At 49.6% G+C, this 23937-nt stretch carries 22 protein-coding genes and 1 pseudogene; 15 read left to right on the top strand and 8 right to left on the bottom strand.

Features of this window, described 5'->3' with window-relative positions:
• From ACCI49_RS13155 to ACCI49_RS13145, 3 genes are all read left to right on the top strand, one after another.
• Window positions 1–439, top strand: a 439-nt coding sequence (locus ACCI49_RS13155) for a DUF6931 family protein (RefSeq protein ID WP_371839472.1), incomplete at its 5' end; no start/stop codon positions are given.
• A 3-nt stretch (window positions 440–442) separates the two neighbouring features.
• Complete coding sequence (locus tag ACCI49_RS13150; protein WP_371839471.1) at window positions 443–736, top strand: PAAR domain-containing protein; 294 nt, start codon at window positions 443–445, stop codon at window positions 734–736.
• A 181-nt stretch (window positions 737–917) separates the two neighbouring features.
• Window positions 918–1883, top strand: coding sequence for a hypothetical protein (locus ACCI49_RS13145; RefSeq protein ID WP_371839470.1), 966 nt, complete (start codon window positions 918–920; stop codon window positions 1881–1883).
• A gap of 446 nt (window positions 1884–2329) precedes the next feature.
• Here ACCI49_RS13145 and ACCI49_RS13140 read toward each other — a convergent pair.
• Window positions 2330–2683 (bottom strand): annotated as a pseudogene (locus tag ACCI49_RS13140) (IS630 family transposase); the annotation flags it as partial.
• A 130-nt stretch (window positions 2684–2813) separates the two neighbouring features.
• Here ACCI49_RS13140 and ACCI49_RS13135 point away from each other — a divergent pair.
• The 5 genes from ACCI49_RS13135 (at window position 2814) to ACCI49_RS13115 (ending at window position 8014) form a co-directional block, all read left to right on the top strand.
• Window positions 2814–3014, top strand: coding sequence for a DDE-type integrase/transposase/recombinase (locus ACCI49_RS13135; protein ID WP_371839469.1), 201 nt, complete (start codon window positions 2814–2816; stop codon window positions 3012–3014).
• A 612-nt stretch (window positions 3015–3626) separates the two neighbouring features.
• Complete coding sequence (locus ACCI49_RS13130; RefSeq protein ID WP_371839468.1) at window positions 3627–4484, top strand: hypothetical protein; 858 nt, start codon at window positions 3627–3629, stop codon at window positions 4482–4484.
• Window positions 4481–5743 (top strand): glycosyltransferase, encoded by a 1263-nt coding sequence (locus tag ACCI49_RS13125; RefSeq protein ID WP_371839467.1) that lies wholly within the window; start codon window positions 4481–4483, stop codon window positions 5741–5743. The genes ACCI49_RS13130 and ACCI49_RS13125 overlap by 4 nt, the downstream gene beginning before the upstream one ends.
• Window positions 5740–7263 carry an FAD-binding oxidoreductase gene (locus ACCI49_RS13120; protein WP_371839466.1) on the top strand — a complete coding sequence of 508 codons (1524 nt, stop codon included), beginning with the start codon at window positions 5740–5742 and terminating at the stop codon, window positions 7261–7263. Before ACCI49_RS13125 ends, ACCI49_RS13120 begins: the two co-directional genes overlap by 4 nt.
• Window positions 7253–8014: a ChbG/HpnK family deacetylase gene (locus ACCI49_RS13115; protein WP_371839465.1), complete on the top strand. Its 762-nt coding sequence runs from the start codon at window positions 7253–7255 to the stop codon at window positions 8012–8014. Before ACCI49_RS13120 ends, ACCI49_RS13115 begins: the two co-directional genes overlap by 11 nt.
• Before the next feature lie 203 nt (window positions 8015–8217).
• On the opposite strand, the gene ACCI49_RS13110 is transcribed toward ACCI49_RS13115, so the two are convergent.
• A complete protein-coding gene (locus tag ACCI49_RS13110; protein WP_371839464.1) occupies window positions 8218–8547 on the bottom strand; it encodes a YceK/YidQ family lipoprotein in 330 nt (109 codons plus the stop codon).
• Window positions 8548–9114: 567 nt separating this feature from the next.
• Here ACCI49_RS13110 and ACCI49_RS13105 point away from each other — a divergent pair.
• On the top strand, window positions 9115–9300 hold the full coding sequence (locus ACCI49_RS13105; protein ID WP_371839473.1) for a hypothetical protein: 186 nt from the start codon (window positions 9115–9117) through the stop codon (window positions 9298–9300).
• A gap of 157 nt (window positions 9301–9457) precedes the next feature.
• Here the strand turns inward: ACCI49_RS13105 and ACCI49_RS13100 are convergent, their stop codons facing one another.
• Window positions 9458–9727, bottom strand: a complete 270-nt coding sequence (locus ACCI49_RS13100; RefSeq protein WP_371839463.1) for a YMGG-like glycine zipper-containing protein — start codon at window positions 9725–9727, stop codon at window positions 9458–9460.
• Window positions 9728–9866: 139 nt separating this feature from the next.
• Between ACCI49_RS13100 and ACCI49_RS13095 the strand changes: the two genes are divergently transcribed.
• Window positions 9867–10088: a DUF3820 family protein gene (locus ACCI49_RS13095; protein WP_371839462.1), complete on the top strand. Its 222-nt coding sequence runs from the start codon at window positions 9867–9869 to the stop codon at window positions 10086–10088.
• Window positions 10089–10642: 554 nt separating this feature from the next.
• Here the strand turns inward: ACCI49_RS13095 and ACCI49_RS13090 are convergent.
• The 5 genes from ACCI49_RS13090 to gltA form a co-directional block, all read right to left on the bottom strand.
• Complete coding sequence (locus tag ACCI49_RS13090; RefSeq protein ID WP_371839461.1) at window positions 10643–11191, bottom strand: Tll0287-like domain-containing protein; 549 nt, start codon at window positions 11189–11191, stop codon at window positions 10643–10645.
• A gap of 12 nt (window positions 11192–11203) precedes the next feature.
• The gene (locus tag ACCI49_RS13085; protein WP_371839460.1) at window positions 11204–12556 is read right to left on the bottom strand and encodes an ammonia-forming cytochrome c nitrite reductase subunit c552; all 1353 of its coding nucleotides are present in this window, start codon (window positions 12554–12556) and stop codon (window positions 11204–11206) included.
• Complete coding sequence (locus tag ACCI49_RS13080) at window positions 12557–14584, bottom strand: FAD-dependent oxidoreductase (RefSeq protein WP_371839459.1); 2028 nt, start codon at window positions 14582–14584, stop codon at window positions 12557–12559.
• A gap of 516 nt (window positions 14585–15100) precedes the next feature.
• On the bottom strand, window positions 15101–15637 hold the full coding sequence (locus ACCI49_RS13075) for a hemerythrin domain-containing protein (RefSeq protein WP_371839458.1): 537 nt from the start codon (window positions 15635–15637) through the stop codon (window positions 15101–15103).
• A gap of 298 nt (window positions 15638–15935) precedes the next feature.
• The gene (gene gltA / locus ACCI49_RS13070; protein ID WP_371839457.1) at window positions 15936–17225 is read right to left on the bottom strand and encodes a citrate synthase; all 1290 of its coding nucleotides are present in this window, start codon (window positions 17223–17225) and stop codon (window positions 15936–15938) included.
• Window positions 17226–17662: 437 nt separating this feature from the next.
• On the opposite strand from gltA, the gene sdhC reads away from it, so the two are divergent.
• The 5 genes from sdhC to ACCI49_RS13045 all read left to right on the top strand — a co-directional run bounded on the left by sdhC (window position 17663) and on the right by ACCI49_RS13045 (window position 23937).
• Window positions 17663–18037 (top strand): succinate dehydrogenase, cytochrome b556 subunit, encoded by a 375-nt coding sequence (gene sdhC, locus ACCI49_RS13065; RefSeq protein ID WP_371839456.1) that lies wholly within the window; start codon window positions 17663–17665, stop codon window positions 18035–18037.
• Window positions 18031–18399 carry a succinate dehydrogenase, hydrophobic membrane anchor protein gene (gene sdhD / locus ACCI49_RS13060; protein ID WP_371839455.1) on the top strand — a complete coding sequence of 123 codons (369 nt, stop codon included), beginning with the start codon at window positions 18031–18033 and terminating at the stop codon, window positions 18397–18399. Before sdhC ends, sdhD begins: the two co-directional genes overlap by 7 nt.
• 3 nt (window positions 18400–18402) lie before the next feature.
• Window positions 18403–20175 carry a succinate dehydrogenase flavoprotein subunit gene (gene sdhA / locus ACCI49_RS13055; protein ID WP_371839454.1) on the top strand — a complete coding sequence of 591 codons (1773 nt, stop codon included), beginning with the start codon at window positions 18403–18405 and terminating at the stop codon, window positions 20173–20175.
• Between the two features lie 19 nt (window positions 20176–20194).
• The gene (locus ACCI49_RS13050) at window positions 20195–20899 is read left to right on the top strand and encodes a succinate dehydrogenase iron-sulfur subunit (RefSeq protein ID WP_371839453.1); all 705 of its coding nucleotides are present in this window, start codon (window positions 20195–20197) and stop codon (window positions 20897–20899) included.
• Between the two features lie 209 nt (window positions 20900–21108).
• The gene (locus tag ACCI49_RS13045; RefSeq protein WP_371839452.1) at window positions 21109–23937 is read left to right on the top strand and encodes a 2-oxoglutarate dehydrogenase E1 component; all 2829 of its coding nucleotides are present in this window, start codon (window positions 21109–21111) and stop codon (window positions 23935–23937) included.

Genomic DNA, 23937 nt, shown 5'->3' with positions numbered 1-23937 from the left:
TTACCCCGATGCAATTAAACTTCTGGCACATGGTCTCCCCAAACGGGAAGCTGTATGGTGGGCCTGTCTCGCAGCTCGGGATATTCAAAGCCCAGAAACTGATGAAGACAATGTAAATGCATTAGTAGCTGCGGAAAGCTGGGCCAAAAAGCCCAGCGAAGAGACTCGGTTAACGTGCAAAACCCTGGGCGATAAAACCAAGCACAAAACCCCCGCGAGCTGGGCTGCTACAGCAGCGAGCTGGTGTCATGGAAGCCTGGCGGCTGAAGGCGAGCCTGTGGTTGAACCGCCAGAGCATCTTTATGCACACGCCGTCGCCGGCAGTGTCACTCTCGCTGCAGTTTTATCTGATCCAGTGGATCCCGGTAAAAGGTTCGCGCGATATATGAGTCAAGGGCTGGACCTGGCACGTGGCGGCAATGGAAGGATAGAGGACTAAATAATGGGCAAGCCGGCTTCGCGTATTACGGACATGCATGTCTGTCCAATGGTGACAGGCACCGTGCCCCATGTGGGCGGGCCAATTTTAAACCCCGGAGCACCAACCGTTATTATTGGTGGCATGCCCTCAGCTACAGTCGGCAGTGTCTGTACCTGTGTGGGACCTCCAGATACCGTCGCTATGGGCAGCACTACCGTATTGCTGCAAAAAAAGCCTGCTGCTCGCATGGGGCATACGACAGGTCATGGAGGCAAGATCGTAATCGGATGTCCGACAGTTTTGATTGGCGGTTAAGCTATACATCGCCATTGCTTATCAAGGTTAATTTGTTATGAATAAATTAAACAGTCGACCAAGAGCAAGCTGGGGTTGAATAAAGCCGAATATATTATTTATGGGGCAGCGAGATGATCTAATCGCTGCGTGAATGAATTGCAATTATTAATTAAAAATAAAGGATTGTAGGAAAATCATTATGACAAATTTAGTCAGTCGCAGCATCAGGTATGGGGTGGATTTTAATGTGTTGGTCAATGATAGTGTACTGCCCCAGTTTAAAACGAAAGTGAAAACATCATGTGGAAGTTGGCTGGATGACGCGCAGGAAATTTTGGATCTGGCGATACAAACGTGCACCACAGCCCTCGTTACTCCTGATAATGTTTCAGATAGATTTCATAATTTGATTTCTTACTACTTCGGTCTTCCCTCAGGTTGTTCACGGGAAAGATACAGGGCTTGTTTAAATGCGATACTTAGCCGGTTAAATAGAACTAAGTCGGGTCTGTCTAATGGGGTGGATCTTGCGGACAGGGAACAGATGCCTTACTTGGCAAAAGCTTCGACTTATGTCTCGTGGGCATTTTGTCAGGGAGACCCCACGGAACGTATGGCGGGTTTTGTGTGGCAGGACTTTTTAGAAAGTGTGCCCAACTATGCTAAAAAAGCATATAAGATAAGGAAAACGAAATGGGATCAGAAAAACGGCTGGATCTCAACGTTTTTGGGGGGACAACTCAATGGGGGAGGCTTTGAGAAACCTCTCTATTACCCCATTCACTTGAATTTTAATAAAATTTGGCCAAAAGGTAGGGCATACTGCATTGTCACTTTGATACACGAGGCAACACATAAATTCGCGGAAACAGTGGATCATGAGTATTTCAAGGATGATGGAAGCATTTTGGCTAAATTAGATCAAGCCATCAGGGACTGTAGTGTATGGAAGGACATTTATCTGAACGGTGATCTGAAAAATGATGAAGATAGAGAAGCTAAAGCATGTGCGCGTGTTGCAGAACAGGCACTAAAACAACTTCGTGGAGAAAATCCAGCGGCTAAAACCATGCAACAAATTGGTGAGATGGAAGCGGTGAATAATGCAGACTCACTGGCATGGTTTGCGCATGACGTAGCACTACTTTCCTTGGAAATAACTTGAAAGGAAGTATTATGGGTAAGCGAAATATATCCGCAAGCCTGCTAAGCGAATAAAGAAAACTCCGGGAGGCAGTTCACTAATTGTAAATTACTGAGGAATTTCATTTCCTACAGTTAGGTATCATAGCCCGAATTAAGTGGACTGTACTTAGAGCTCCAAGCGTACCCTGGTTTTTCCAAGGGCTGGATATGGATAATAACTGATGAATTTATTTTTTAGGAGTTGGCTAATGTCGGTCTAGTCGACATTATTGATTTCTTCCCTAAAGACTCATTAAATATTCCTGAAAATGATATTCGCGCTGAACATGACCTAGCTATTAACCCGGCGGACAAATAGTTTGGCTATACTGTGTACCTAATTGATTCCTGTCGGAAGTAAGCGTGCTACACGCGTAGGCTTCTTTTGTAACACTCTCATGTGAGAAACACTTTGCTTTTCAGCTTCTACTCGGATCGGGCTTGTATACCATTGTGAACCCCCTCTTTAAGGTTGCAATTCAAATATTCATCTGGATTCAGTTCAGGTGTAAATGATGGTAAATAATAGATTTTTATCTCATCTTCGTGCGCTGCCAGCCAAGCTTTAACAAATCGTGCATGATGTACCCTAAGATTGTCCAGAATGAGGTAAACTTTACGGCCCGCTGTTTTGATCAATCGCTTAAGAAAGTCAATCAGCCTATCGGCATTCATACTTCCTTCGTAAATTTGAAAACGTACTGTTCCTTGATTTGTAATCGCGGATATCATATTGAGTGAAGTACGCTTTGCATTCAGCATAACAATGAGCGTTTTTCCTTTTAGTGTATAAAATCACGTTTGGACTACTGATATTACGTACATCTGAACTTTGTAGGGCTGGTTGTACTTGGCAGTCGTGATTGATCTCTATTCGCGCCGGATTGTTGGCTGGCATCTAGATCGCTAGATGGAAGCGGCTTTGGTAAGTCGTGGGTTGATGATGGCTGTCAATTTGCGTACACCACCAAAAGGCCTTCTACATCACTTCGATCGGAGTAGTCAGTATGCCAGCCATGCCTACCAAGCTCTATTGAAGCAGCATGGAATGGAGTGCACAATGAGCCCTAGGGGAAATTGTTGGGGCAAGCACCGACTGAACACTTTTTAAAACTCACGCAGAATACATACAACGCTGGGGGATGTAGCCCCCATCGAATTTGGGAAATGTGATTAAAGAGGTGTCCGGCTGGACTTGACCACAACAAGGCGCGCTTTTTCATTCGAGGCGTTCTTTCGGCAATGCATTGTTTTATCTGATCACATGACCTTTCATAGCTATTGGTATTTTTATGACCTGAAGCCACCTCTTTCAGCATATGGACAAGTTCAATGCCCGCACAATATTTTGTGCAGAGTGGTGGTTATTTGAAAAAAAATCATAAGTTGCTATAGGATCGTGTATTTGGGATTATGTTCTCATTGTTCCGAAAGAAGAGTCGATAAGATTAAAAAATGAGTTACTACTGGGTCAGAAGGAAAGAATACACTGCACTCGAGACGCGCTGTGAATACTCCCTGTAAGCTCATAATCGGCATCCATGCCTCGTCCGCTCCCGAGCGCAGTGTATTCTTTCCTTCCCCCTCTTTTTAGTAAGGATGATTCGTAATGTATGTAACATATCATCAAATGCACGGCTATAAAGATCCGCGTTTGTGCAAGAATTTAGTTAAGCTCCTCCTAGCGATTGCTTTTTTGTCGATAGCTTCAGGTTTTTGATAAATGAATAATCTGATTTTTATCGGTGCGGGCGATGTTGTTACCACTTTTGTTCAGCGGTATCCTGATTACCAACAGTCTTATCATATAACTATTTTGGGTCGTTCTGAGTTATTGGGTAACTCCCAACAAAGTCTGCAGCGTATTCAATCATTATCCAATTCAATCACTTTTTATTGTTGTTCTACCGATGAGGGCGAGCTGCTAAAGCATTGCAGGGAGCGCTCAAGGCGAGAGGTTACTAAAGAAAACCTTAAAATTACTGAGCACCTGTTGAAGCAGGGATACCTTGGCAAAGGCCCTATCTTTGTGCTGACCAATCCCAGTGAGGTAACCGCCGAGTATATTTATCGCCGGACCCAAAATCCGCATATCTATGCGTTGGGGCTCGATGTGGATCTGGCCCGTTATCGACGTATTATGGCGACCTATAATCTGAAAGATAGCCCCACTGATGAATTATTGGGTCTTCACTACCTGGGACCGGTTCCCAAATTTTATCGCACAGCGGATATGATCGCGCTACGCCACCAGATCGATACACCGGATGAAGTCAGCGTGTTGCATCGATTGAGCGAGCAACTTGAAGATACCATCAGTAGTGAGTTTATCGGTTGTCGACCGCCAGTGCTCAGTGGGGCGCAGGCTATTGACAATACTTTACGGGCTATTGCCGGGCAATCCAGCTGTTTAGTATCAGGGCTTGACGATCATACCAATGCATTTGTCGGAGGCCGCCTGTGTACTCAGGCAATGTCTTTTTCACCTTGTTATCCGGAATCAGTGGCGGAGCAGCATTTTTTTAACAATGCCCTGGCAGGCCACAAAGCATTTATGACCGAGTTGGAGCCAATAAAATGAAACTGTTGATCAGCTCGTTACAGGTGAGTCAATCGGGCTCCAAGGGGCACTTGCACCCGGCAATTGAATTGGCGCTGGAGGCGCAGTGCAGGGGTTGGCAAGTGGCTATGTTGCCGGTGCCTGGTACCTTTGGGCCGCAGGATCAACGGCAATTGGATAGAGCGGGTATCGACTGGATAAAGCCCCCGTTACTGCCGGAGGGCGTGCTTAAATCCCGTAGCAGTTTGGCAGAGCTGACACAAAATTCACAAACCAATCATCTGGCTTATCAATCGTTTCTGATTGATCCATTAAAGTACCAGTTTAATGGCCTGATAGAGCTGTTGACACAATTTAACCCAGATGCCGTACTCTACGATCTGCTGGTCTACGGTGTGCCGTTGGCGGCGCAGGTAGCGGGTATCCCAGCATTTGGCTATTGTGCCGGGCTGAAACTGCTGGCGCAGGATCGTCTGCTACAGTCTTATCGACAGGTGCAAAACAGAATTACTAATTCGATGCAGCAGTTTTTAACGCTCAATGGCCTGACGGCGAATTTCCACTATCTCGAAATGTTATCGGCCTCTGGGAATTATGTTTTTGCTCCTGAAGCTCTGTCATCGCACCCAACCGCTAATTTTCCTTTGACACTAGCGGGGCCCTTGCCTGTGTCGGACAACCGGGGGGATTGTCATACTGATCTGTGTGAGTTGAATAATCAGTTTGAAATAAAGGGGCACCCAGTGGTAGTAAGCTTCGGCAGCGTATTGGACCCCTATGACTATCCGGATATCTGTGAAATTATCTTCACCGTTGCGCAGCGCTACCAACGTCAGATTTTAATCAGCTCCCCGCAATTTGCTCACAATAAAAAACTGTTGCCGAACCATGTTGTGGCGATGGAATATCTTCCTCTGCCGGCATTGTTGCCGCAGACCTCGGTGTTTATTCACCATGGCGGTGCCAACTCTTTTTCTGAGGCGCTTTATTTTGGCGTGCCACAGATTCTAATTCCGTTGACAAATGATCAGCCTATTCAGGGCGAATTACTCAATAATAGTAAGGCTGGATTTTCCATCGCGCCGGCTGATTTCTCCCGGCAATGGTTGGAGCATTGTCTGGCCTGCATTTTTGATCCGACCGATCCGGTTCACAATAATATCGATCGGCTAAAATGGCTTTATCAGCAAGGGGATGGCCCAGCCACGGTACTCAATGATATTACGCTGTGTTTACAGAATGCAGATTCTAAATCCTGTAGTGAGGAGCGCGGAGCATGATAGTGGAGCAAGTGGACCTTATTCATCAGCTTGGCCTCATTGTAGGCACCTCTCGCTGTATAGATTATCGCGAGCAGGGGGCACCGGCAAATATCTACCGGGATGCCCGGGCTATCACCGGTTGTGTAATGCCCGCGGATATTGCGTCTGTTCAGAAGATTATTGAATTTGCCAATCACTATAGTATGCCATTGTACCCGCTATCGCGCGGAAAGAATTATGGGCTGGGTTGTCGCTTGCCAGTTGAGCAGAATAATCTAATTGTGGACTTGAAAGATATCGACCATATCCGTGATTATAACGACGAGGCTGGTACAGTAACGATTGGCGCCGGTGTATCACAAAAGCAGCTTGCCGATTATCTGGTGCATCAAGGTGCCCGTTATAGGCTTAATGTGACCGGCTCCAGTGAAGACTCCTCGGTAGTGGGCAATGCGTTAGAGCGAGGTGTAGCCCACTATGGTTGTCGGGTAAACGAAGTGATAGCTATGCAAGTGATACTGGGCAACGGCGATACGTTGCAGTGTGGTGGACCTGGAGGGCTGGGGGAACCGTCTTGGAACAGTTATGCCTATGCCCTTGGTCCAGATCTGAAAGGTCTGTTTTTCCAATCGGCATTTGGTATTGTCGTGGAAATAACACTGAAACTCACGCCGATTGCCGGGCCCGTTCAGGTGGCCAGTATTGAAAAAAAAACGACAGTACCGCTGGCACAATGGGTCGATACTCTTGCAGATCTTCGTTATCGAAATCTTCTTCCGGATAATCTGCATATTGCCAACCCGGCGAGAAGAATGTCGGTGGTTGCCCCACTGATTGCCCGTTATGAACAAAAAGGGATTCAGGATATCAGTCAGTCCGATCTGGACAGGTTTTGTCAATTTAGCGCGACCAGTTCACTGAACCTAGATGCACGTTTGGTTGATAGCTACAAAACTGTTATTACTGAGACCCTAGCCCCAGTGGCCAATGTACATTTTGCTGATGCCGAGTCGATCCGGGCTTCGCGAGATGTGATCACCTGTGCTACCCGGGGGGTATTTGAGCATGCCCAGGGAATACCCAGTGATGATGCGCTATACAGTCTTGGTTATGAGCAGCAACAATTGCTGGATCCAAAAGATCTGTCTGCCTCGAATGTAGGTACGTTTTTTCTTGTGCCGGTAATCCCCTTTACCGGTGCGGATGTCGATACACTGATTACTATTGTCAATCAGCGATTTGAGCCTCAGGGGTTTACACCCTTTATCACCTTTAATTTTATTGAGCATTTTAATCTGGAGGTGGTTATTAACCTTACCTACTCAACTGATGACATGGGGAGGGTAGAACAGGCAAAGTCTGTGATGCTCGATACCTTTGAAGCCTTAAACAGACAGGGTTACCTGCCACAACGCTTAAGTGTGTTTCAATCGCCAGTATTCGGCGGTTATCATCCGCAGTATTTGTCAGCAGTCACAGCGATCAAGCGCCAGTTTGATCCCAATGGAATTATTGCGCCGGGCAAGTATGGACTATAAAAGTGTGATAACTGCCGATGATTTTGCGTTGGATGAAGGTGCGACGGATGGCATCCTTTACTGCCTTGATAAACAACTGATCGATTCAGTTAGTGTTTGTGTCAATGCGTCGCCACGGAAGCAGGAACTGGAAAGTTATATCGCTAAGCTGATTGTTTACCCGGTATCCGTTGGACTGCATATCAACTTGACTGAGGGGGTGGCTCTGAACGCAACAACCCCCCAGACTTCCGACATGAAGCTCTTCGATGCCAGTAGGATCTTCACAATGGGGGAGTCTGTAAGTTATGGTATCTGGAGGCTGGAAATTCTTGCGCAGTTAGAAAAATTCATGCGGCTGTTTCGCAGGCCGCCAGCACATATTGATTGTCATCAACATATTGCTTATTTGATACCTGAAGCATTTTCCGCAATGCTAAGCGTTGCCGTTGAAAAAAACATTGACATTCGCAGTCCACAGCCTTTTATCACTGGGTTAAGGATGGTCGGTTTTAAGCAGAAAGTGCACTGTAGATATCAGGTCAACCTGGGTTTTTGTCCATGGCAGAGATCACGACAGCTGGCCGCTGTCTACAAACGATATGTGGTAAGCCTTAAAACGGCAGACGTGGATATTAATTTTGGCGATTGCGAACATCGCTATGTCAGTTCAAATATACAGTCTTTGGAGTTGGTTTCTCATCCTAGAATTGAGAATAATACTGTTAATCGAGATATACGTTTTCTCGAAAAATTACATACTATGCAGTAGTTTAGGCTTGATCTGACAGTTACCGGTTTTCGAGGCTGCTTTGTCAGATCATATTCAGTTTACGAGTTTTTTCTTTCTGAACCTCTTCCCAGTTTCAACTATTACTATCGAAGTATAGTCGCAACAATGCTTTGATCTATTGGGTGCGATCATTAATAGTGCATAGATTTACATGTTGTGTTGTGGCGCTTCGTTATATCTGCTCAGTTCACTTCAATATTACCTTTATTTGCTTGTGTAAATATTGTATATGGTAAGACAACTGTATCCGCCGCTACTGAGAATACGGCATCGACTGCCACTAGAGGAATATTATTTATCGTTGAACCCCTATTTACTCTTTCACTCGGCTCACTATTTAGTAAGCAGAAACAGTAAGAAGTGCCACTATAAATTCTTGGGATGCTTTCACAATAACTCTTATGTCCTTCATGGCTAATATCTATTTGATTGTTATTAGGGTTCACAGTCTTTACTGTGGCACACGAGACACAAAGGATAGAGGTAGTTGCTAAATAAAGTAGTTTTTTCAAAAATTAGTCCTCAAGTTATTTGATATATAACTTTTATAAAGTGATCATTATTTCGTATGCAAATTTACACCAATAATCCACCTTCTTCCACTAAATGAATTGATTGCGGTTATTTGGTACGGTAGATCATCCGGCAAATAGATCATCATGACTACTACCCCATCCCAACCATACAACTGGCTGCTTGTAATGAGGTTATTTATTATTTTGAGCGATTCACGAAAATAATATTCACTGTGATCGAAAACCCCTAGTGACCCGGTCATAAATAGACCTGTATCTCCCCATAATGTCAAAAATAAATCGAAACCTTTTTATCTATGGAAGGTGGGCAAGATCAGTAGCCTTCATCATGATCAGTTTCATTGTCATGATATAGGAGTAACGCTCGAAGCTTGACTGTTTGGTCGCATTGGCTTCTGATTAATTTTGTTGATATGGGGCAAGATTTGGTGCTGTTAGCAGTTGGTGTATGATTTTTAGTCAGATAGTTACTATTTGTAGCTTTTAAAGTATGATTCGGTTTTAATGCGCTATTAGTGCACAAACTTTATGATGCGAGTACAGATGGGCGATGTGATTCCTTTTAAAAAGAAGACTGCTTGGCAGAAGCACAAGGGCAAAACCTTGTGTCGCGAGGGATTTCACAAATGGAAAGTGGTCACTGAGCGTAAGTTTGATGTAAAGAAGGGGAAATTGGTTACAGAGTACCAATGCGAGCGCTGCGGCAAAACCAAAACTGAATTACATTAATGTAAGCTATTTTTCACTGCTTCTTTAGTGAAAATATCCTGTGACGAGTTACTAAGTGATATTTTGTGAGCGAGCTCTTTTAAAGAATTCAGGTGCAGTTTCGGACTGCACCTGCTTATAGAACAATCTTTAAAGACTGTCTATTTTCTTCCCGGAATTAACGGCGATAATAGCGACCGCGATAGCGATAATAATCCCTACGTTTCCGTTCCCTGTCGTAAAGATATCCGGCTCCAGCACCGATTACGGCACCGGCTGCGGTACCTCCAGGGCGCCCGCCACTGATCAGGGCACCGGTAACGGCCCCGACACCAACCCCAGTGCCTATTCGGCGGTCGGTATCACTCATATTGGCACAGCCTTGGCCACCAAGGCCCATAGCCAATACTGCGGCCAGGCTGAGGTATTTGATCGCTTTGATACGCATAGGTACCCCTGTTACTGATTGCTTGAGGTATAAGGGAACGGCGAATCGCCGAACAATTTCGAGGCCAGTGTAGGGTGCGCTGAAAGCAGCAACAAATATCTAGGCTGGGAGCCCGGTATAGCACAAAATTAGAGTTTCGATGGATTTCACGATGTTTGAAAAGCAACACTTACTGGAGATAGCACAAACCCCCATGCCGTTTGGCAAGTACGCCGGACGAACGCTGATCGACCTTCCCGAGGAGTACTTACTGTGGTTTTCCAAGAAGGGGTTTCCTGAGGGAAAACTTGGGCTATTGATGGCTCTGACTTTGGAAGTCAAAATAGAAGGTTTGCAGGAGCTTATCACGCCCTTGAAGTAAGAGCAGGGGTAGTGCCTCCGGCTTATCGCGGGTACCAGAGGCTCCCCCGGGGTGATAGTCTTGCCTTTGATCACTCCCATGGTAAGACTATTATAGTAATGCCTAGGTGCGCTTCGCGGAGCGAAGCTTAACAACAAGCGGTCCGTAACGGAGGCTGGACTTACCCGGAAATAGGCCCACAGCGGGTGACCACTGGTCTGATTGATTTCAGCGAGGTTACAGCGGGAGTAGAGCCAGTCAACTGAAAGAGGGAGCGGTCGAAATGATTTCGGCCGCTAATTAATTTACGGTACTGAATTAATTTTTTACATTTTATTCAATGCTGTTTCAAAAATCTTAATGGGTGATCACCGCTAGTTTCTCTTTGGGAAATTGATAACTTCACTATTTATGTTATGTTTTTACACAATTTGCTTGTTATTTAGAGAGATCGCAGAAGAAGCGGGTTAAAAAAGAGAGAAGCTGACCCGACCACTGATGTGCCGGATCAAAAAAGGGAACTATGGGCCGAAGTACGGGGAAAAGTTACTGCCCTTGGCGTTGGGAAGCCTGGATTATAGCGGGATGCGAATTACAACTCCGCCCATGGTTTCTCCGAGTTCAAAGTTGTCGCGGGGGCTATCCACGTGATCATTGTGGCAGCTGACACAGGCTGGAGAAACGCCGACATCGGCATAAACAGCGGTGAAATACTCGGTATCACCGAGTTTTTCGCGGCCGTAAAAATTTTTTCCAGGATTGTCGATTACATATTGCAGGCCAACTTTTTCCATTTCGGTACGTGGTTTGTTTTGTTTGTTAACCGGCCACAGAGACAACAAAGCGTAGTTAAAACCGGACTCTCTTTCTGCTACGCGCTCAGCGCCCATACGCATCATTTGCGCAGGCAGTGGCAGTAATTTTTTGTCCTGCCAATGCTCGTCGGCATTCAGGATTTTTTCTTCATTTTGTAAACGGTTAACGACCTCGTTGGTGTAGTTTGCTCGGTCAGCTTCAATTACGGCAAAGATGGCATCCGCCATTCGCTCGGGCGCGATACCCTGATTTTTTTCACAGCCTGTGAGCAGGGCCAGTCCGACGATAAAACAAGCGGCAATACGCATAGTGTTCCCCTCCTATTGGGATTTGGTTTGCTTATTTTTGCTGTTAGAAATTTTCGCAATACGGTCTCGAATCAACTCAAATGTTTTATGTTTTTTTTCAGGTTTATACTTGAAGTTCTGTGAGATCAGCACTTTGTTCGCCATTGCCGCCAGGGAAAATTCCGCTCCATGACAGTTTAGGCAAACGGGCAACATTTTTTCATTGGGGCGGAGATTGTGGTTCTGGTTGTGGTTCACTACCACTTGTTCACCATCAACCTCCCTCGGAAGATGGCAGCTGGCACAGCTGACGCCCTCCTCTGAGTTGGCTTTCCAGGTTTCAAAATGGGGAGACTCTTTATAAGCCAAGCTGTGCTCATCATTGTGACAATTGAGGCATGCTTCCACTGCTGCAAATTTCACATCCACCTCATGAGCACCGTGGCAACTAGTGCAGTTCAACTCACCGGATGCGTCGCTTTGCATAGGAACCCGAGCCAAGTGGGGTGACATGACGCCGACCTGCTCGGTAAAATTTTCAGGAAGCTTGGAGGATAAACGCATGCCGTGTTTCCCCTGGGTAAAGGACTCTTTTTGTTCGCTATGGCAGCTTGCGCACTGCTCTACAATCTCGATGCTGTTAAATTGCATCTGGCCATCAGCGTGACATTTGCTGCAATTTACATCAGCCTGAGCGTGAGCACTTTGCGCCCAGGCTGTAACAATCTCTACAGGAACTTCTGATATTTTTACGTCGGCTTGCTCCACTTTCAGAGGTTGTTTGTCTGGATGTTCTTGCAGCCACAATTGCATTGCCGTACGCGCTGGTAGCTTGGGCTCTTCAAGGAGATCAGGTTGCCCAACATGGGCAACAAGGAAGTCCTCGTACAGAGTGCCATTGTCATGGTAGTTATGGCAGCCGGCACTGGCGCAGGTTTCGAAGCCCATTCCTTTATGGCTACTGCGTTCCTCGGCGATATCGCTGTGACAGTGAAAGCAGAAGTCCCCAGCCAGGCTTACGCCCATTTCCCGAGTGACCTCCTGTTTGTGCTCTGTGTGACAACTGACGCACTGGCGTGCGTCCAGAGTCTCCAGTAGTTGTGCATTTCTTGGGTCGAGAAACTTCTTTCGCGGATGGGAGTCGTCAGCGAGTTCCAGCTCCTCCGCGTGACAATTCAGACAGGACTGTTGTATAGCCTTTTCGCCAGCAAAGCCGTCAGCATGACATGAAGTGCAGGCGAGCTCTATTTGGTGGTGGCCATGGGTGGACTCCCCGGAAATGAAAAAGGATTTATCGGCAATTGTCAGGTTGTACGCGGCCAACGAACCCACTACCAAAGTCAGCAGCAAGCCGTAATGCCAGAATTTGAATTGATAAGATTTCATTTAGAAGTAATAAACAGCAAGAATATGATAGGCGAGGAGAACCGGCAGTGCCCAAAGCAGGGCGTAGTGAACACGAGACCACCATTTGCGGTGTTCTCGCAGCCTGAGATCTGTCCAGTGGTGATTGCGTGCCATAAATACACCGACAAGCGAACCAGTTGCTGTTACACCGAGGAATACCAGCATCAGTGCGAGATTGAGATTTTGCCCAAGTCGAAAACCGGTGTGTACTGCCAGGGTGGCGAGGGCAACCACTCCGATCAGGCTGTGTACATAGCGCCAGTGGTCCATATGACCTATGGTCAGTTTTTTCCAGCGTTTGCGTGCACTGAGGGCAGCGGTAAACAAACACAGCACTAAAATGGTGTAGCCAGTGACCTGCTTCCAGAAATTGTCATACCACAGTTTTTCCCAAAGGAGGCCGGTTTGTACTGTGTCAGATACCTGCAAAGGGGGAATCAATACAGCCAGGGCAATAATAAGTAATGATAGTACCGAGGTGATTAATATGCTTTTGGCATGTCGCATTACCAGATTGGGAGCGGGGGTATCCAGCAGCTCTGCCATTAAGGGGCGACAGCTCCCGCATACCGACCCTGCGGCTGTTGTCTTCTGCAGTTCACTCAGGGTGCGTTTTCCATCCGAGATAGCTTTGCAGAGATCGCCCTTGCTGACCGAGTTACATTGGCATACTAAATAGTTATCGGGAAAATCCTTGATGCTATTGCCACCCTGTTTGCCAAAAAGGCAACCTTCATCTTCGAAGAGCTGTAGTGCACGCAGGCTAATCCTTTCTTCCTGTGCCACCGCCATTCGCAGATTACTAGCTTCATCCCAGCTGCCTATATAAACTGCCCCTAAAATTCGCCCTCCCTGGACGAGCAAGCGTCGATAATTTCCTTTAAATCGGTTGCGGTAAACGTAGGACTGGAAACCTTCTTGTTGAAGGTTGTCTGAGGCAACATCGCCAATAATTGCGCAGGGAATGTGGGCAATCTTGAGCTGGATATCGCTATAACTGCCAGAATAGGGGTGTTGTAATAATGCACCACCATGACTGCGGCGAATGTGAGAGCAGCAGCTCTCCGCTTGCTCGTAACCGGGGCGCACCAGCTGGTAAACCTTGTGGTCATACTCGGCGCATTCCCCGATGGCATAAATATCCGGGTCTGAGGTCTGCATCCACTCGTTGACAACAATACCAAGCTCAGTTTCAAGTCCACTTTGTTGAGCGAGAGTGATCTCAGGTTGAATGCCAGTGCAGAGCACTATGGCATCGACGTCCAACTTTTCACCATTACAAAAAAGAACAGTACTTTTCTCACCCTTCTGTTCAATTGATCTCAAGCCGTTGCCAACTTTCAGTTGCACGCCGAGTGCAGAAAGAGAGTTTCCCAGAAACTCCTCGCCCTCCTCGCCAAGCAAGCCGCCGAGTAATTTGCCTCGCGACTGCAGGGTGACAGTATTTTTCGGTGTTTTTAATGCAGTTGCAGCTTCGAGTCCGAGAGCGCCGGCCCCAATGACGCAAATGTCGGCGTCGCGTTCTCGCAAGGAGATCAAGTCATTGGTGTTGCGCAGGCTGCGAAAAGGGTAAACGCTGGGTAAGTCTGCTCCGGGAATTTGGGGAATAGTTGGATTGGAGCCGGTAGCCAGAATCAGCTTGGTATAAGGCTGTATGTTTCCTGCCGCATCGGTTACTGTATTTTTTGCGCGGTCAATGGCGACGATTTTACGGTCGATATATTCGGCGAGTCGATGATCACTTTTACCGAGGATAGGATTCTCAAGCTCCTTCCTGTCTACATGACGGGAGAGGTACTGGGAAAGTTTTACCCGGTTATACGGTGATTCTATTTCGGCTCCATAGATAACAATTTGAGCTTCGTCACAGAATTCTAGGAGTTTTTGTGCGCAACGAACACCAACAGGTCCAGTACCCACAATCACATATATTGGATAGCTGTTGTCACTGGTGTGGGTGCTATCTGGTGAATATTGTTGAACAGCTGAACTTTCTAGTTCAGTCATATTTCCCCCAAGTACTTCGGTATTCACTGCTGGCCTATTTGTCATTCTTGTTTTCAAGCCATAAAGCTACCAGAACTTCCTAGACCAATATCTCATCGCAAGTAAATATTTTTAAATTCTAATTCCTCTATGTTTAAACAAAATTAAATAAACGTCTAGTGTTGAATAAGATTGACGATAGAGAATAGGAAGTTTAGGGAGGTCAGGGTGGAAAGTTTTAATTACATATTGTAAGTGCGCACTTTTTTGACGCTTTGCAAAGTTGTAGAGTACTCTGGATTTCTTTCTAGTGGATTTATTTCGAAAATCTGTTTTGTGGCCGACATTGTACTGGGAATTAGTTTCGGGAAAACTTGGATAGAAAGGCGGCGGTATTCGCTGGGAAGAGTTGAAAAAGTGCGCCCCGTCCTTGTGGGCCTTAGGTGCTTAATGAGTTGTTGTTTACTTAATGGATTGCACCTGGTTCCTGCAGAGCTGGGATTGCAGCGAGCTACACTCTGATTAAATAGAGGCTTTTCAAGAGGGTTGGTAGAGAACGTAGAGTTCCTTTTCTTCCAGTGCGGTGCGACGTGTCAACGCTTCGCCAATTTTTTGGTAATCCATTTTAAAGTTGCCAATCATTTCCGGAGTGAAGGCTTCATGGTTGTAGTGCTTGCAAAATTGCACCACAGCATTGGCGATTTCGTTCATGTCAGCGCGAAAGTCTTTAACTACTTGAAGGGTATGTGCGTCGCCGGCCAGTGTTTGTTCAAGGTAGACGTAAAAGCGTACATTTTCCTTGATCAAATGTGTCTGGAAAGCGGATTTAAACTGGCTTAGTAGTTGTGAGAGTTGGCGATAATCATGTTTTTCGAAGCCCTCAGACCACATCCTCTGAAAAATACTGATCAGCTGGCGGTGGTCATCTTCCAAAGCCTTGATCAAGGTTGGGTCGTAAGAGATTGTACGTGCTCCTTTGGCACCGGAATAAGTGCTGTGGGTGTATTTTTCTTCTAGGTTAGCAGTCTCTGCTGACTTGCTACTTCGGAACAAACCGGAGATAAAGCTAAGCATGTGCTGTGCCCTTAATAGGTTTAGGTTTTGTATTTGTACGAGTAAGGAATTCCGCGGAAGGGAGGCAACTACCAAGTGGGGTTGCAGTATTACTTCCCTCTAGCCCGGGGAGCGGCGGATTCTACATTGGATGACAGTCCCATTACTGCCTGATAAAGGAGATGATTCGCTCAAAACTCTCAAGGTGAGACTTGTGTCACACTTGCAGGCGGCGTTGCTATTGCGTTATTAAAAGGCTGTTGAATTATTGGAGGCAATAAAAAACCCGGCAAGGCCGGGTTTTTTATTTGAGGCTAAATTAGCGCTGCTCAAGAGGCGGATAGTCGCGCTGCGTATAGCCGGTGTATAGCTGGCGCGGGCGGCCAATTTTGTACGGGTTGGAAATCATTTCATTCCAGTGGGCAATCCAGCCGGCGGTGCGGCCGGTGGCAAAGATCACGGTAAACATATCGGTGGGAATGCCGATAGCTTTCATGATGATGCCGGAGTAAAAGTCCACGTTCGGATAGAGTTTCTTCTCTACAAAATAGTCGTCCTCAAGGGCGATCTTCTCGAGCTTTTTGGCGATTTTCAGTAGAGGGTCATTCTCGGCACCCATGGCACCCAGTACTTCGTCGCAAATGCCCTGCATGACCCGGGAGCGGGGGTCAAAGTTCTTGTACACGCGGTGACCGAAGCCCATCAGGCGGAAGGGGTCATTCTTGTCTTTGGCGCGTTTCACGAATTCATCAATGCGGCTCTCGTCGCCGATCTCCTGCAGCATGTTCAGTACGGCTTCGTTGGCACCGCCGTGTGCTGGTCCCCACAGCGCGGCAATACCAGAGGAGATGCAAGCAAAGGGGTTGGCACCAGAGGAGCCAGCCAAGCGCACGGTAGAGGTGGAAGCGTTCTGCTCGTGATCTGCGTGCAGTAGGAAGATGATGTCCATTGCCTTGGCGACAATTGGGTCTATCTTACTGGTCTCGCAGGGGTTGCCAAACATCATGTGCAGGAAGTTTTCGGAGTAGCTGCGGCTATTATCCGGATACATGAAGGGCATGCCCTGAGAGTGCTTGTAGCACATGGCGGCAAGAGTTGGCATTTTGGCGATCAGGCGGTGTGCGGAAATCTCACGGTGCTGTGGATTATTGATATCCAGGGAATCGTGGTAGAAGGAGGCGAGGGCGCCTACTACGCCACACATCATGGCCATCGGGTGGGCGTCGTAGCGGAAGCCTTTAAAGAAGCTCACCAGGTGCTCATGCACCATAGTGTGAGACATGATGGTGTCTACGTACTGCTTCTTCTGCTCGGCATTTGGCAGTTCGCCATTCATCAGCAGGTAGCAGGTTTCCAGGTAGTCGGACTTTTCTGCCAGCTGTTCGATGGGGTAGCCGCGGTGCAGCAGCTGGCCCTTGTTACCATCGATAAAGGTGATCTTGGATTCGCAAGAGGCGGTGGATACGAAGCCCGGGTCGTAGGTGAATAAGCCTTTGCCGGTCAGGTTGCCGACATCGACAACATCGGGGCCGAGGGTGCCGGAGCGAACGGGCATCTCAATAGTGCCGTCGATACCATCGACAGTGAGTTGCGCTTTTTTATCGGACATTGCGGACTCCTAAAACTGTTCTTATGGCGGCCTTTTCCTAGTATTTTCGGGTGCTGGCGGCCTTTTAAGCGGGCCAAACTTAAGTGCCGGGCCTCAAATTGTCAAACCAAAAGGAGTGGACGATCAGTCTGTAGTCAACAGGATATCTGGCGACAGGGCGGACCTGTAGAGCTTTTGCCTGACCTGAGGCGTGAAAATCTGTCGAAATCCCGCTGCGCAAATTGACATGTCTTGAGTACCTTCAAAGTTGGCAGTTTCCCAGGCGTTCGTTGTGTTTTGACTATCGAATGCCTATAATCCGCGCGGCTTGCGCCATGGTACGGCTACTTTGTACAAGGCTTAATCAGGTCGAGTGCAAAGTAATCAGCAAGCAGCTCGCCCCTCCATTGAAAAGCTAACGGGCGCCCGGTCGTTCAGGGCAACAAGGTGTTTTTCCTGTGAACAAAAACAGACCTGTCAATTTAGACATTTCCACTATTCAGCTTCCCGCTGCCGCTTTGGTTTCTATTTTGCATCGTATTTCCGGCGTTGTGCTCTTCGCCGTTGTAGCGCTTCTGCTCTGCATGCTCGATGCCAGCCTGAAATCCGAGCAGGGCTTCGCCGATGTCGCGGCAGCATTTAATAGCATCCCCGCCAAGCTCATCCTATGGGCTTCCCTGGCAGCCCTCATCTACCACCTAATAGCGGGTGTTCGCCACCTGTTTATGGATATCGGTGTAGGTGAAAGTCTCGAAGGTGGTCGCCGCGGTGCCATTATAGTGCTGGTGGTAAGTGTAATCCTTATTCTTTTAGCGGGAGTATGGTTGTGGTAAGAACAGTAACTAGCTTTGGCCGTAGCGGCACTTTCGACTGGCTCTACCAGCGAGTTACCGCAGTTATACTGCTCGCTTATGCTCTCTTTATAGTGGGCTTTATCTTTTTTACCAAAGACTTTGGCTACCAGGCCTGGTCTGAGTTGTTCGCCCAGCGCTGGATGCGTGTCTTCAGTCTGGTTGCCCTGTTGTCCACCATTATTCACGCCTGGATTGGCCTCTGGTCCGTGGTTACCGATTACATCACCAATCGGGTGATGGGCGGTAAAGCCACTGTTCTGCGCTTGTTCGTAGAGGTGGTGCTGGCTGCGGTTGCCGTGCTGTACACGGTGTGGGGCATTGAAATTCTTTGGGGTGTATAACTAATGGCGAACATGCGTACTATTTCTTTTGACGGGATTGTAATTGGCGGTGGCGGCGCTGGTATGCGCGCTGCTCTGCAGATGGCCCAGTCAGGTTACAAGACTGCGGTAATTACCAAGGTATTCCCGACCCGTTCACACACAGTATCCGCCCAGGGTGGCATCACCTGTGCGATCGCCAGCTCTGACCCCAATGACGATTGGCGCTGGCATATGTATGACACCGTCAAGGGTTCCGACTATATCGGCGACCAGGACGCGATTGAGTATATGTGTTCCGTAGGCCCGGAAGCCGTGTTCGAACTGGAACATATGGGCTTGCCGTTTTCCCGTACTGAAGAAGGCCGTATTTACCAGCGTCCTTTTGGTGGCCAGTCCAAGGACTTCGGCCGCGGTGGCCAGGCTGCCCGTACCTGTGCTGCTGCTGACCGTACGGGCCACGCACTGCTGCACACCCTGTACCAGAACAACGTCAAGCATAAAACCGAGTTCTTGAACGAATGGTTCGCGATTGACCTGGTGAAGAACCAGGACGGTGCCGTTGTTGGCGTGATCGCCATGTGCATCGAAGATGGCGAAGTGGTATTTATCAAATCCAAGGCGACTGTATTCGCTACTGGTGGCGCAGGTCGTATCTTCGCCTCTACCACCAATGCGCACATCAACACCGGTGACGGTGTGGGTATGGCCCTGCGTGCGGGAATGCCCGTGCAGGATATCGAGATGTGGCAGTTCCATCCCACCGGTATTTATGGTGCCGGCGTACTCGTGACTGAAGGCTGTCGCGGTGAGGGTGGCTACCTGATCAACAAAGATGGCGAGCGTTTTATGGAGCGCTATGCCCCCAACGCCAAAGACCTCGCTTCTCGGGACGTTGTAGCCCGCTCCATGGTCCTCGAAATCCTCGATGGCCGTGGCTGTGGCCCGGAAGGCGATCATGTATTCCTGAAGCTGGACCACCTGGGTGAAGAACTGCTCAACAGCCGTCTACCCGGTATCTGTGAGCTGTCCAAGACCTTTGCCCACGTCGATCCCGTTAAAGCGCCGATCCCAGTAGTGCCGACCTGTCACTACATGATGGGTGGTATCCCGACCAATGTTCACGGCCAGGCCCTGACCCAGGACGCTGCCGGCAACGATCAGATCATCGACGGTTTCTACGCCTGTGGTGAGGTTGCCTGTGTATCTGTACACGGTGCTAACCGCCTGGGCGGCAACTCACTGCTGGACCTGGTGGTATTCGGCCGCGCTTCCGGCCTGTTTATCGAGAAGGCTCTGCGCGAAGGCATTGATCACCGCGAAGCTTCTGAGTCCGATATCGAAGCGGCTATGGCGCGCTTGAACCGCCTGGAAAGCAACGAGACCGGCGAGAAAGCTGCCGACCTGCGCAAAGAACTGCAGGGTGTGATGCAGAATCACTTTGGCGTATTCCGTCGTGGTGACTACATGGCGGACGGCGTTAAGAAGCTCGCTGATCTGCGCGAGCGTATCGAGAACGTACGCCTGGACGACAGAAGCCGCGCGTTTAACACTGCCCGTGTTGAAGCTCTGGAACTGCAAAACCTGCTGGAAGTTGCCGAGGCCACCGCAATTGCCGCGGAGACACGCACTGAGAGCCGCGGTGCCCACGCCCGTGAAGATTTCCAGGAGCGCGATGATGAAAACTGGCTGTGTCATTCCATGTACTTCCCGACGGAAAAACGACTCGGCAAGCGTGCGGTAAACTTCGCACCGAACACCATGGAAGCCTTTGAACCGAAAGCTCGGACTTACTGATTCGGGAGCGGAATAGAGTATGTTGAAAGTAAGCATTTACCGTTACAACCCGGAAGCCGATAAAGCGCCGTATATGCAGGATTACCAGCTCGACACCAAGGGCAAAGACCTGATGGTGCTGGACGTACTGGAACTGCTAAAGGCCGAGGACCCGACCTTGTCCTTCCGCCGCTCTTGCCGCGAAGGTGTGTGCGGTTCCGACGGCATGAATATCTCTGGTCGTAACGGCCTGGCGTGCACTACGCCACTGTCTGAAGCTGCACCCAAAGGTAAGCTGGTGCTGCGTCCGCTGCCCGGCCTGCCGGTGGTCCGCGACCTGGTTGTGGATATGGAGCAGTTCTACGAGCAGTACAAGAAAATCGAACCGTACCTGCAGAATGATGCTCCGGCTCCGGCCATCGAGCGTCTGCAGTCCCCGGAAGACCGCGAGAAGCTCGACGGCCTATACGAGTGTATTCTGTGCGCCTGCTGTTCCACTGCTTGCCCGTCCTTCTGGTGGAATCCGGACAAGTTTATCGGTCCGGCTGGTTTGCTGCAGGCCTACCGCTTCCTGGCGGACAGCCGCGACATGGCTACTGACGAGCGTCTCTCCAACCTGGACGACCCCTTTAGTGTGTTCCGTTGCCACGGTATCCAAAACTGTGTGAATGTGTGTCCGAAGGGGTTGAACCCGACGCGTGCCATTGGCCATATTCGCAATATGCTGCTGACCCGTGCGGTATAGAGGATATCCGGGTCACCAATCGACCCGTTAGAGCTCGTCGATAGTGGGCTCGGTGCCAGGTAAGGCGCTTATCTAATGACAAAGCCGGTGAAAACCGGCACTTAATTGAAAAGGGGAGGTGGCTTTATGCGCCTCCCCTTTTGTGAGTGATAGGAAAGCGCAGTGGCTTAGGCAAATAGAAGCCCACTGCAATCGAGGTAGGCATCAACATGCACGAAAGTACCATGGAGCAGCTGTGGCGTAGCTCCCATATCTCCGGGGGCAATGCCGCCTACGTGGAGGAGCTTTACGAGACCTATCTGCACGACCCCAACGGTGTACCGGAGGAGTGGCACAATTACTTTGACAGTCTTCCCCGTGTTGGTGGTAGCAGCGACGTTTCCCACGCCGCAGTGCGCCAGCATTTCGAACTGCTCAGCAAGCACCGCGCCCGCCCTGTAGTGGCACCTGGCTCCGGCTCCGTCAATATCGAGCACGAGCGTAAGCAGATCAAAGTTCTGCAGCTGATCGAATCCTACCGCCACCGCGGCCACAAGAAAGCGACCCTCGATCCCCTGGGTCTGATGGCCCGCGAGCAGGTACCCGACCTGCAACTGAGCTACCACGGCCTCACCGAAGGTGATTTTGACACCACCTTCAATACCGGCAGCCTGTTCCTCGGTAAAGAAGAAGCGACTCTGCGTGAAATCGTAGAGGGCCTGGAGCGGACTTATTGTGGCAATCTGGGTGCGGAGATCATGCATCTCTCCAACCTGGAAGAGCAGCAGTGGTTCCAGCAGCGCCTGGAGCGCAGCCAGTCCAAGGCTAATTTCGGCACCGATATCCAAATTGAAATTCTGCAGCGCCTCTCTGCCGCAGAAGGCCTGGAGCGCCACCTGGACTCTAAATACCCCGGCACCAAACGCTTTGGTGTGGAAGGTGGTGAGAGCCTGATCCCGATGATGGATGCATTGATCCGTCGCTCCGGTACCTATGGGGTGAAGGAGATTGTGATCGGCATGGCCCACCGCGGCCGCCTGAATACCCTGGTGAATATCCTCGGCAAGAACCCTGCGGATCTGTTCCAGGAGTTCGAAGGTAAGAAAACCCTCGATACCTCTGGTGATGTGAAATATCACCAGGGTTTCTCCTCCAACGTAATGACCCCCGGTGGTGAAGTTCACCTGGCCCTTGCCTTTAACCCATCGCATCTGGAAATCAGTGCGCCTGTGGTGGTTGGCTCTGTGCGCGCCCGTCAGGACCGCCGCAAAGATGCTGCTGGTGAGAAGGTAATGCCGATCAATATCCACGGCGACGCGGCTTTTGCCGGCCAGGGTGTTGTGCAGGAAACCCTGCAGATGTCCCAGACCCGCGGTTACTACACCGGTGGTACTGTGCACATCGTACTGAACAACCAGGTGGGCTTTACCACCAGCAAGCGCGAAGATGCCCGCTCCACTGAGTACTCCACCGATCCCGCCAAAATGATCGATGCACCGGTGCTGCACGTGAACGGCGACGATCCGGAAATGGTCGTACTAGCGGCTCTGCTGGCTGTCGATTACCGTTACGAATTCAAGAAAGACATCGTTATCGATCTGGTCTGCTACCGCCGTCGTGGCCACAACGAGACCGATGACCCCTCTGGTACCCAGCCGCTGATGTACCAGACCATCCGCAAGCACAAGACTACCCGCACGCTCTACTCCGAGAAGTTGGTGGAAGAGGGCATCCTGGACAAGGCTGCCGCAGACAAGCTGGCCAACGACTACCGCGACAAACTGGATGCGGGTGAGGATGTGGCTACCGGTTTGGTGAAACAGCCGGACTCCTCCATGTTTGTGGACTGGAGCCCCTACCTGGGCCACGACTGGCAGGTGCCAGCGGACACCGGTTTCGCAATGCCGAAACTTCAGGGCGTGGCCAATCGCATGACCACGGTGCCCGATGGCATTGTGATGCAGCGCCAGGTTTCCAAAATTTATGACGACCGCCGTAAAATGGCCGGTGGCGCCCTGCCACTGAACTGGGGTATGGCGGAAACCCTGGCCTATGGCACCTTGCTGGAAGAGGGCTTTATGGTCCGTTTCACCGGTGAGGACGTGGGTCGCGGAACCTTCTCCCACCGCCATGCGGTAATTCATAGCCAGAAAGACGGCCAGAGCTATGTGCCTTTGCAGCATATGTTCGAAGACCAGCCGCCTTTCTATATGTACGACTCCCTGCTGTCTGAGGAGGCGGTACTGGCATTCGAATACGGCTATGCCACTACCACGCCAAAATCCCTGGTGGTGTGGGAAGCCCAGTTCGGTGACTTCGCCAACGGCGCCCAGGTAGTGATCGACCAGTTCATTACTTCTGGTGAGCACAAATGGGGTCGTATGTGCGGCCTGGTATTGATGTTGCCACACGGTTATGAAGGCCAGGGCCCGGAGCACTCCTCCGCGCGTCTCGAGCGCTTTATGCAGCTGTGCGCAGAGCACAATATCCAGGTGTGTAACGCCACTACCCCGGCACAAATCTTCCACTTGCTGCGTCGCCAGGCGGTGCGCCCGATGCGCCGCCCGCTGGTGATTATGAGCCCGAAATGGATTCTGCGTCACAAGCTGGCCACCTCCAGCCTGGAAGAGTTGGCCGAAGGGCGTTTCCAAAATGTGATTCAGGACCAGGGTGTGGACCCGGCCAAGGTCAAACGCCTGATCCTGTGTTCCGGCAAGGTGTACTACCACCTGCTGGAAGCGCGCATGGAGCGCGAACAGGAAGATGTGGCGTTCGTACGTATCGAGCAGCTGTACCCCTTCCCAGACGAGGAATTCGTGGGCGCGGTATCCGCATTCAAGAAAATTAAGAGTGTCGCTTGGTGCCAGGAAGAGCCTATGAACCAGGGCGCCTGGTACCACAGTCAGCATCATCTGCGGCGCCTGCTGGCGGAAACGCATCCGAAGCTGGACCTGGAATACGTGGGCCGTGCCCCATCGGCGGCACCTGCGGCGGGCTACATGTCCACCCATTTGGAAGAACAGAATAAGTTCATCAACGAGGCGCTGACCGTCAAGTAA

The sequence above is a fragment of the Microbulbifer epialgicus genome (assembly GCF_041447265.1).
In the GTDB taxonomy this organism is placed as follows: domain Bacteria; phylum Pseudomonadota; class Gammaproteobacteria; order Pseudomonadales; family Cellvibrionaceae; genus Microbulbifer; species Microbulbifer epialgicus.
This window is presented reverse-complemented; position numbering and strand designations above follow the sequence as displayed.

What these genes read in the sequence shown, in the direction of transcription:
- ACCI49_RS13150 (WP_371839471.1), top strand. Translation starts at nt 443, where the DNA reads ATGGGCAAGCCGGCTTCGCGTATTACGGACATGCATGTCTGTCCAATG.
- ACCI49_RS13145 (WP_371839470.1), top strand. Translation starts at nt 918, where the DNA reads ATGACAAATTTAGTCAGTCGCAGCATCAGGTATGGGGTGGATTTTAAT.
- ACCI49_RS13135 (WP_371839469.1), top strand. Translation starts at nt 2,814, where the DNA reads ATGGAAGCGGCTTTGGTAAGTCGTGGGTTGATGATGGCTGTCAATTTG.
- ACCI49_RS13130 (WP_371839468.1), top strand. Translation starts at nt 3,627, where the DNA reads ATGAATAATCTGATTTTTATCGGTGCGGGCGATGTTGTTACCACTTTT.
- ACCI49_RS13125 (WP_371839467.1), top strand. Translation starts at nt 4,481, where the DNA reads ATGAAACTGTTGATCAGCTCGTTACAGGTGAGTCAATCGGGCTCCAAG.
- ACCI49_RS13120 (WP_371839466.1), top strand. Translation starts at nt 5,740, where the DNA reads ATGATAGTGGAGCAAGTGGACCTTATTCATCAGCTTGGCCTCATTGTA.
- ACCI49_RS13115 (WP_371839465.1), top strand. Translation starts at nt 7,253, where the DNA reads ATGGACTATAAAAGTGTGATAACTGCCGATGATTTTGCGTTGGATGAA.
- ACCI49_RS13105 (WP_371839473.1), top strand. Translation starts at nt 9,115, where the DNA reads ATGGGCGATGTGATTCCTTTTAAAAAGAAGACTGCTTGGCAGAAGCAC.
- ACCI49_RS13100 (WP_371839463.1), bottom strand. Translation starts at nt 9,727, where the DNA reads ATGCGTATCAAAGCGATCAAATACCTCAGCCTGGCCGCAGTATTGGCT.
- ACCI49_RS13095 (WP_371839462.1), top strand. Translation starts at nt 9,867, where the DNA reads ATGGATTTCACGATGTTTGAAAAGCAACACTTACTGGAGATAGCACAA.
- ACCI49_RS13090 (WP_371839461.1), bottom strand. Translation starts at nt 11,191, where the DNA reads ATGCGTATTGCCGCTTGTTTTATCGTCGGACTGGCCCTGCTCACAGGC.
- ACCI49_RS13085 (WP_371839460.1), bottom strand. Translation starts at nt 12,556, where the DNA reads ATGAAATCTTATCAATTCAAATTCTGGCATTACGGCTTGCTGCTGACT.
- ACCI49_RS13080 (WP_371839459.1), bottom strand. Translation starts at nt 14,584, where the DNA reads ATGACTGAACTAGAAAGTTCAGCTGTTCAACAATATTCACCAGATAGC.
- ACCI49_RS13075 (WP_371839458.1), bottom strand. Translation starts at nt 15,637, where the DNA reads ATGCTTAGCTTTATCTCCGGTTTGTTCCGAAGTAGCAAGTCAGCAGAG.
- gltA (WP_371839457.1), bottom strand. Translation starts at nt 17,225, where the DNA reads ATGTCCGATAAAAAAGCGCAACTCACTGTCGATGGTATCGACGGCACT.
- sdhA (WP_371839454.1), top strand. Translation starts at nt 18,403, where the DNA reads ATGGCGAACATGCGTACTATTTCTTTTGACGGGATTGTAATTGGCGGT.
- ACCI49_RS13050 (WP_371839453.1), top strand. Translation starts at nt 20,195, where the DNA reads ATGTTGAAAGTAAGCATTTACCGTTACAACCCGGAAGCCGATAAAGCG.
- ACCI49_RS13045 (WP_371839452.1), top strand. Translation starts at nt 21,109, where the DNA reads ATGCACGAAAGTACCATGGAGCAGCTGTGGCGTAGCTCCCATATCTCC.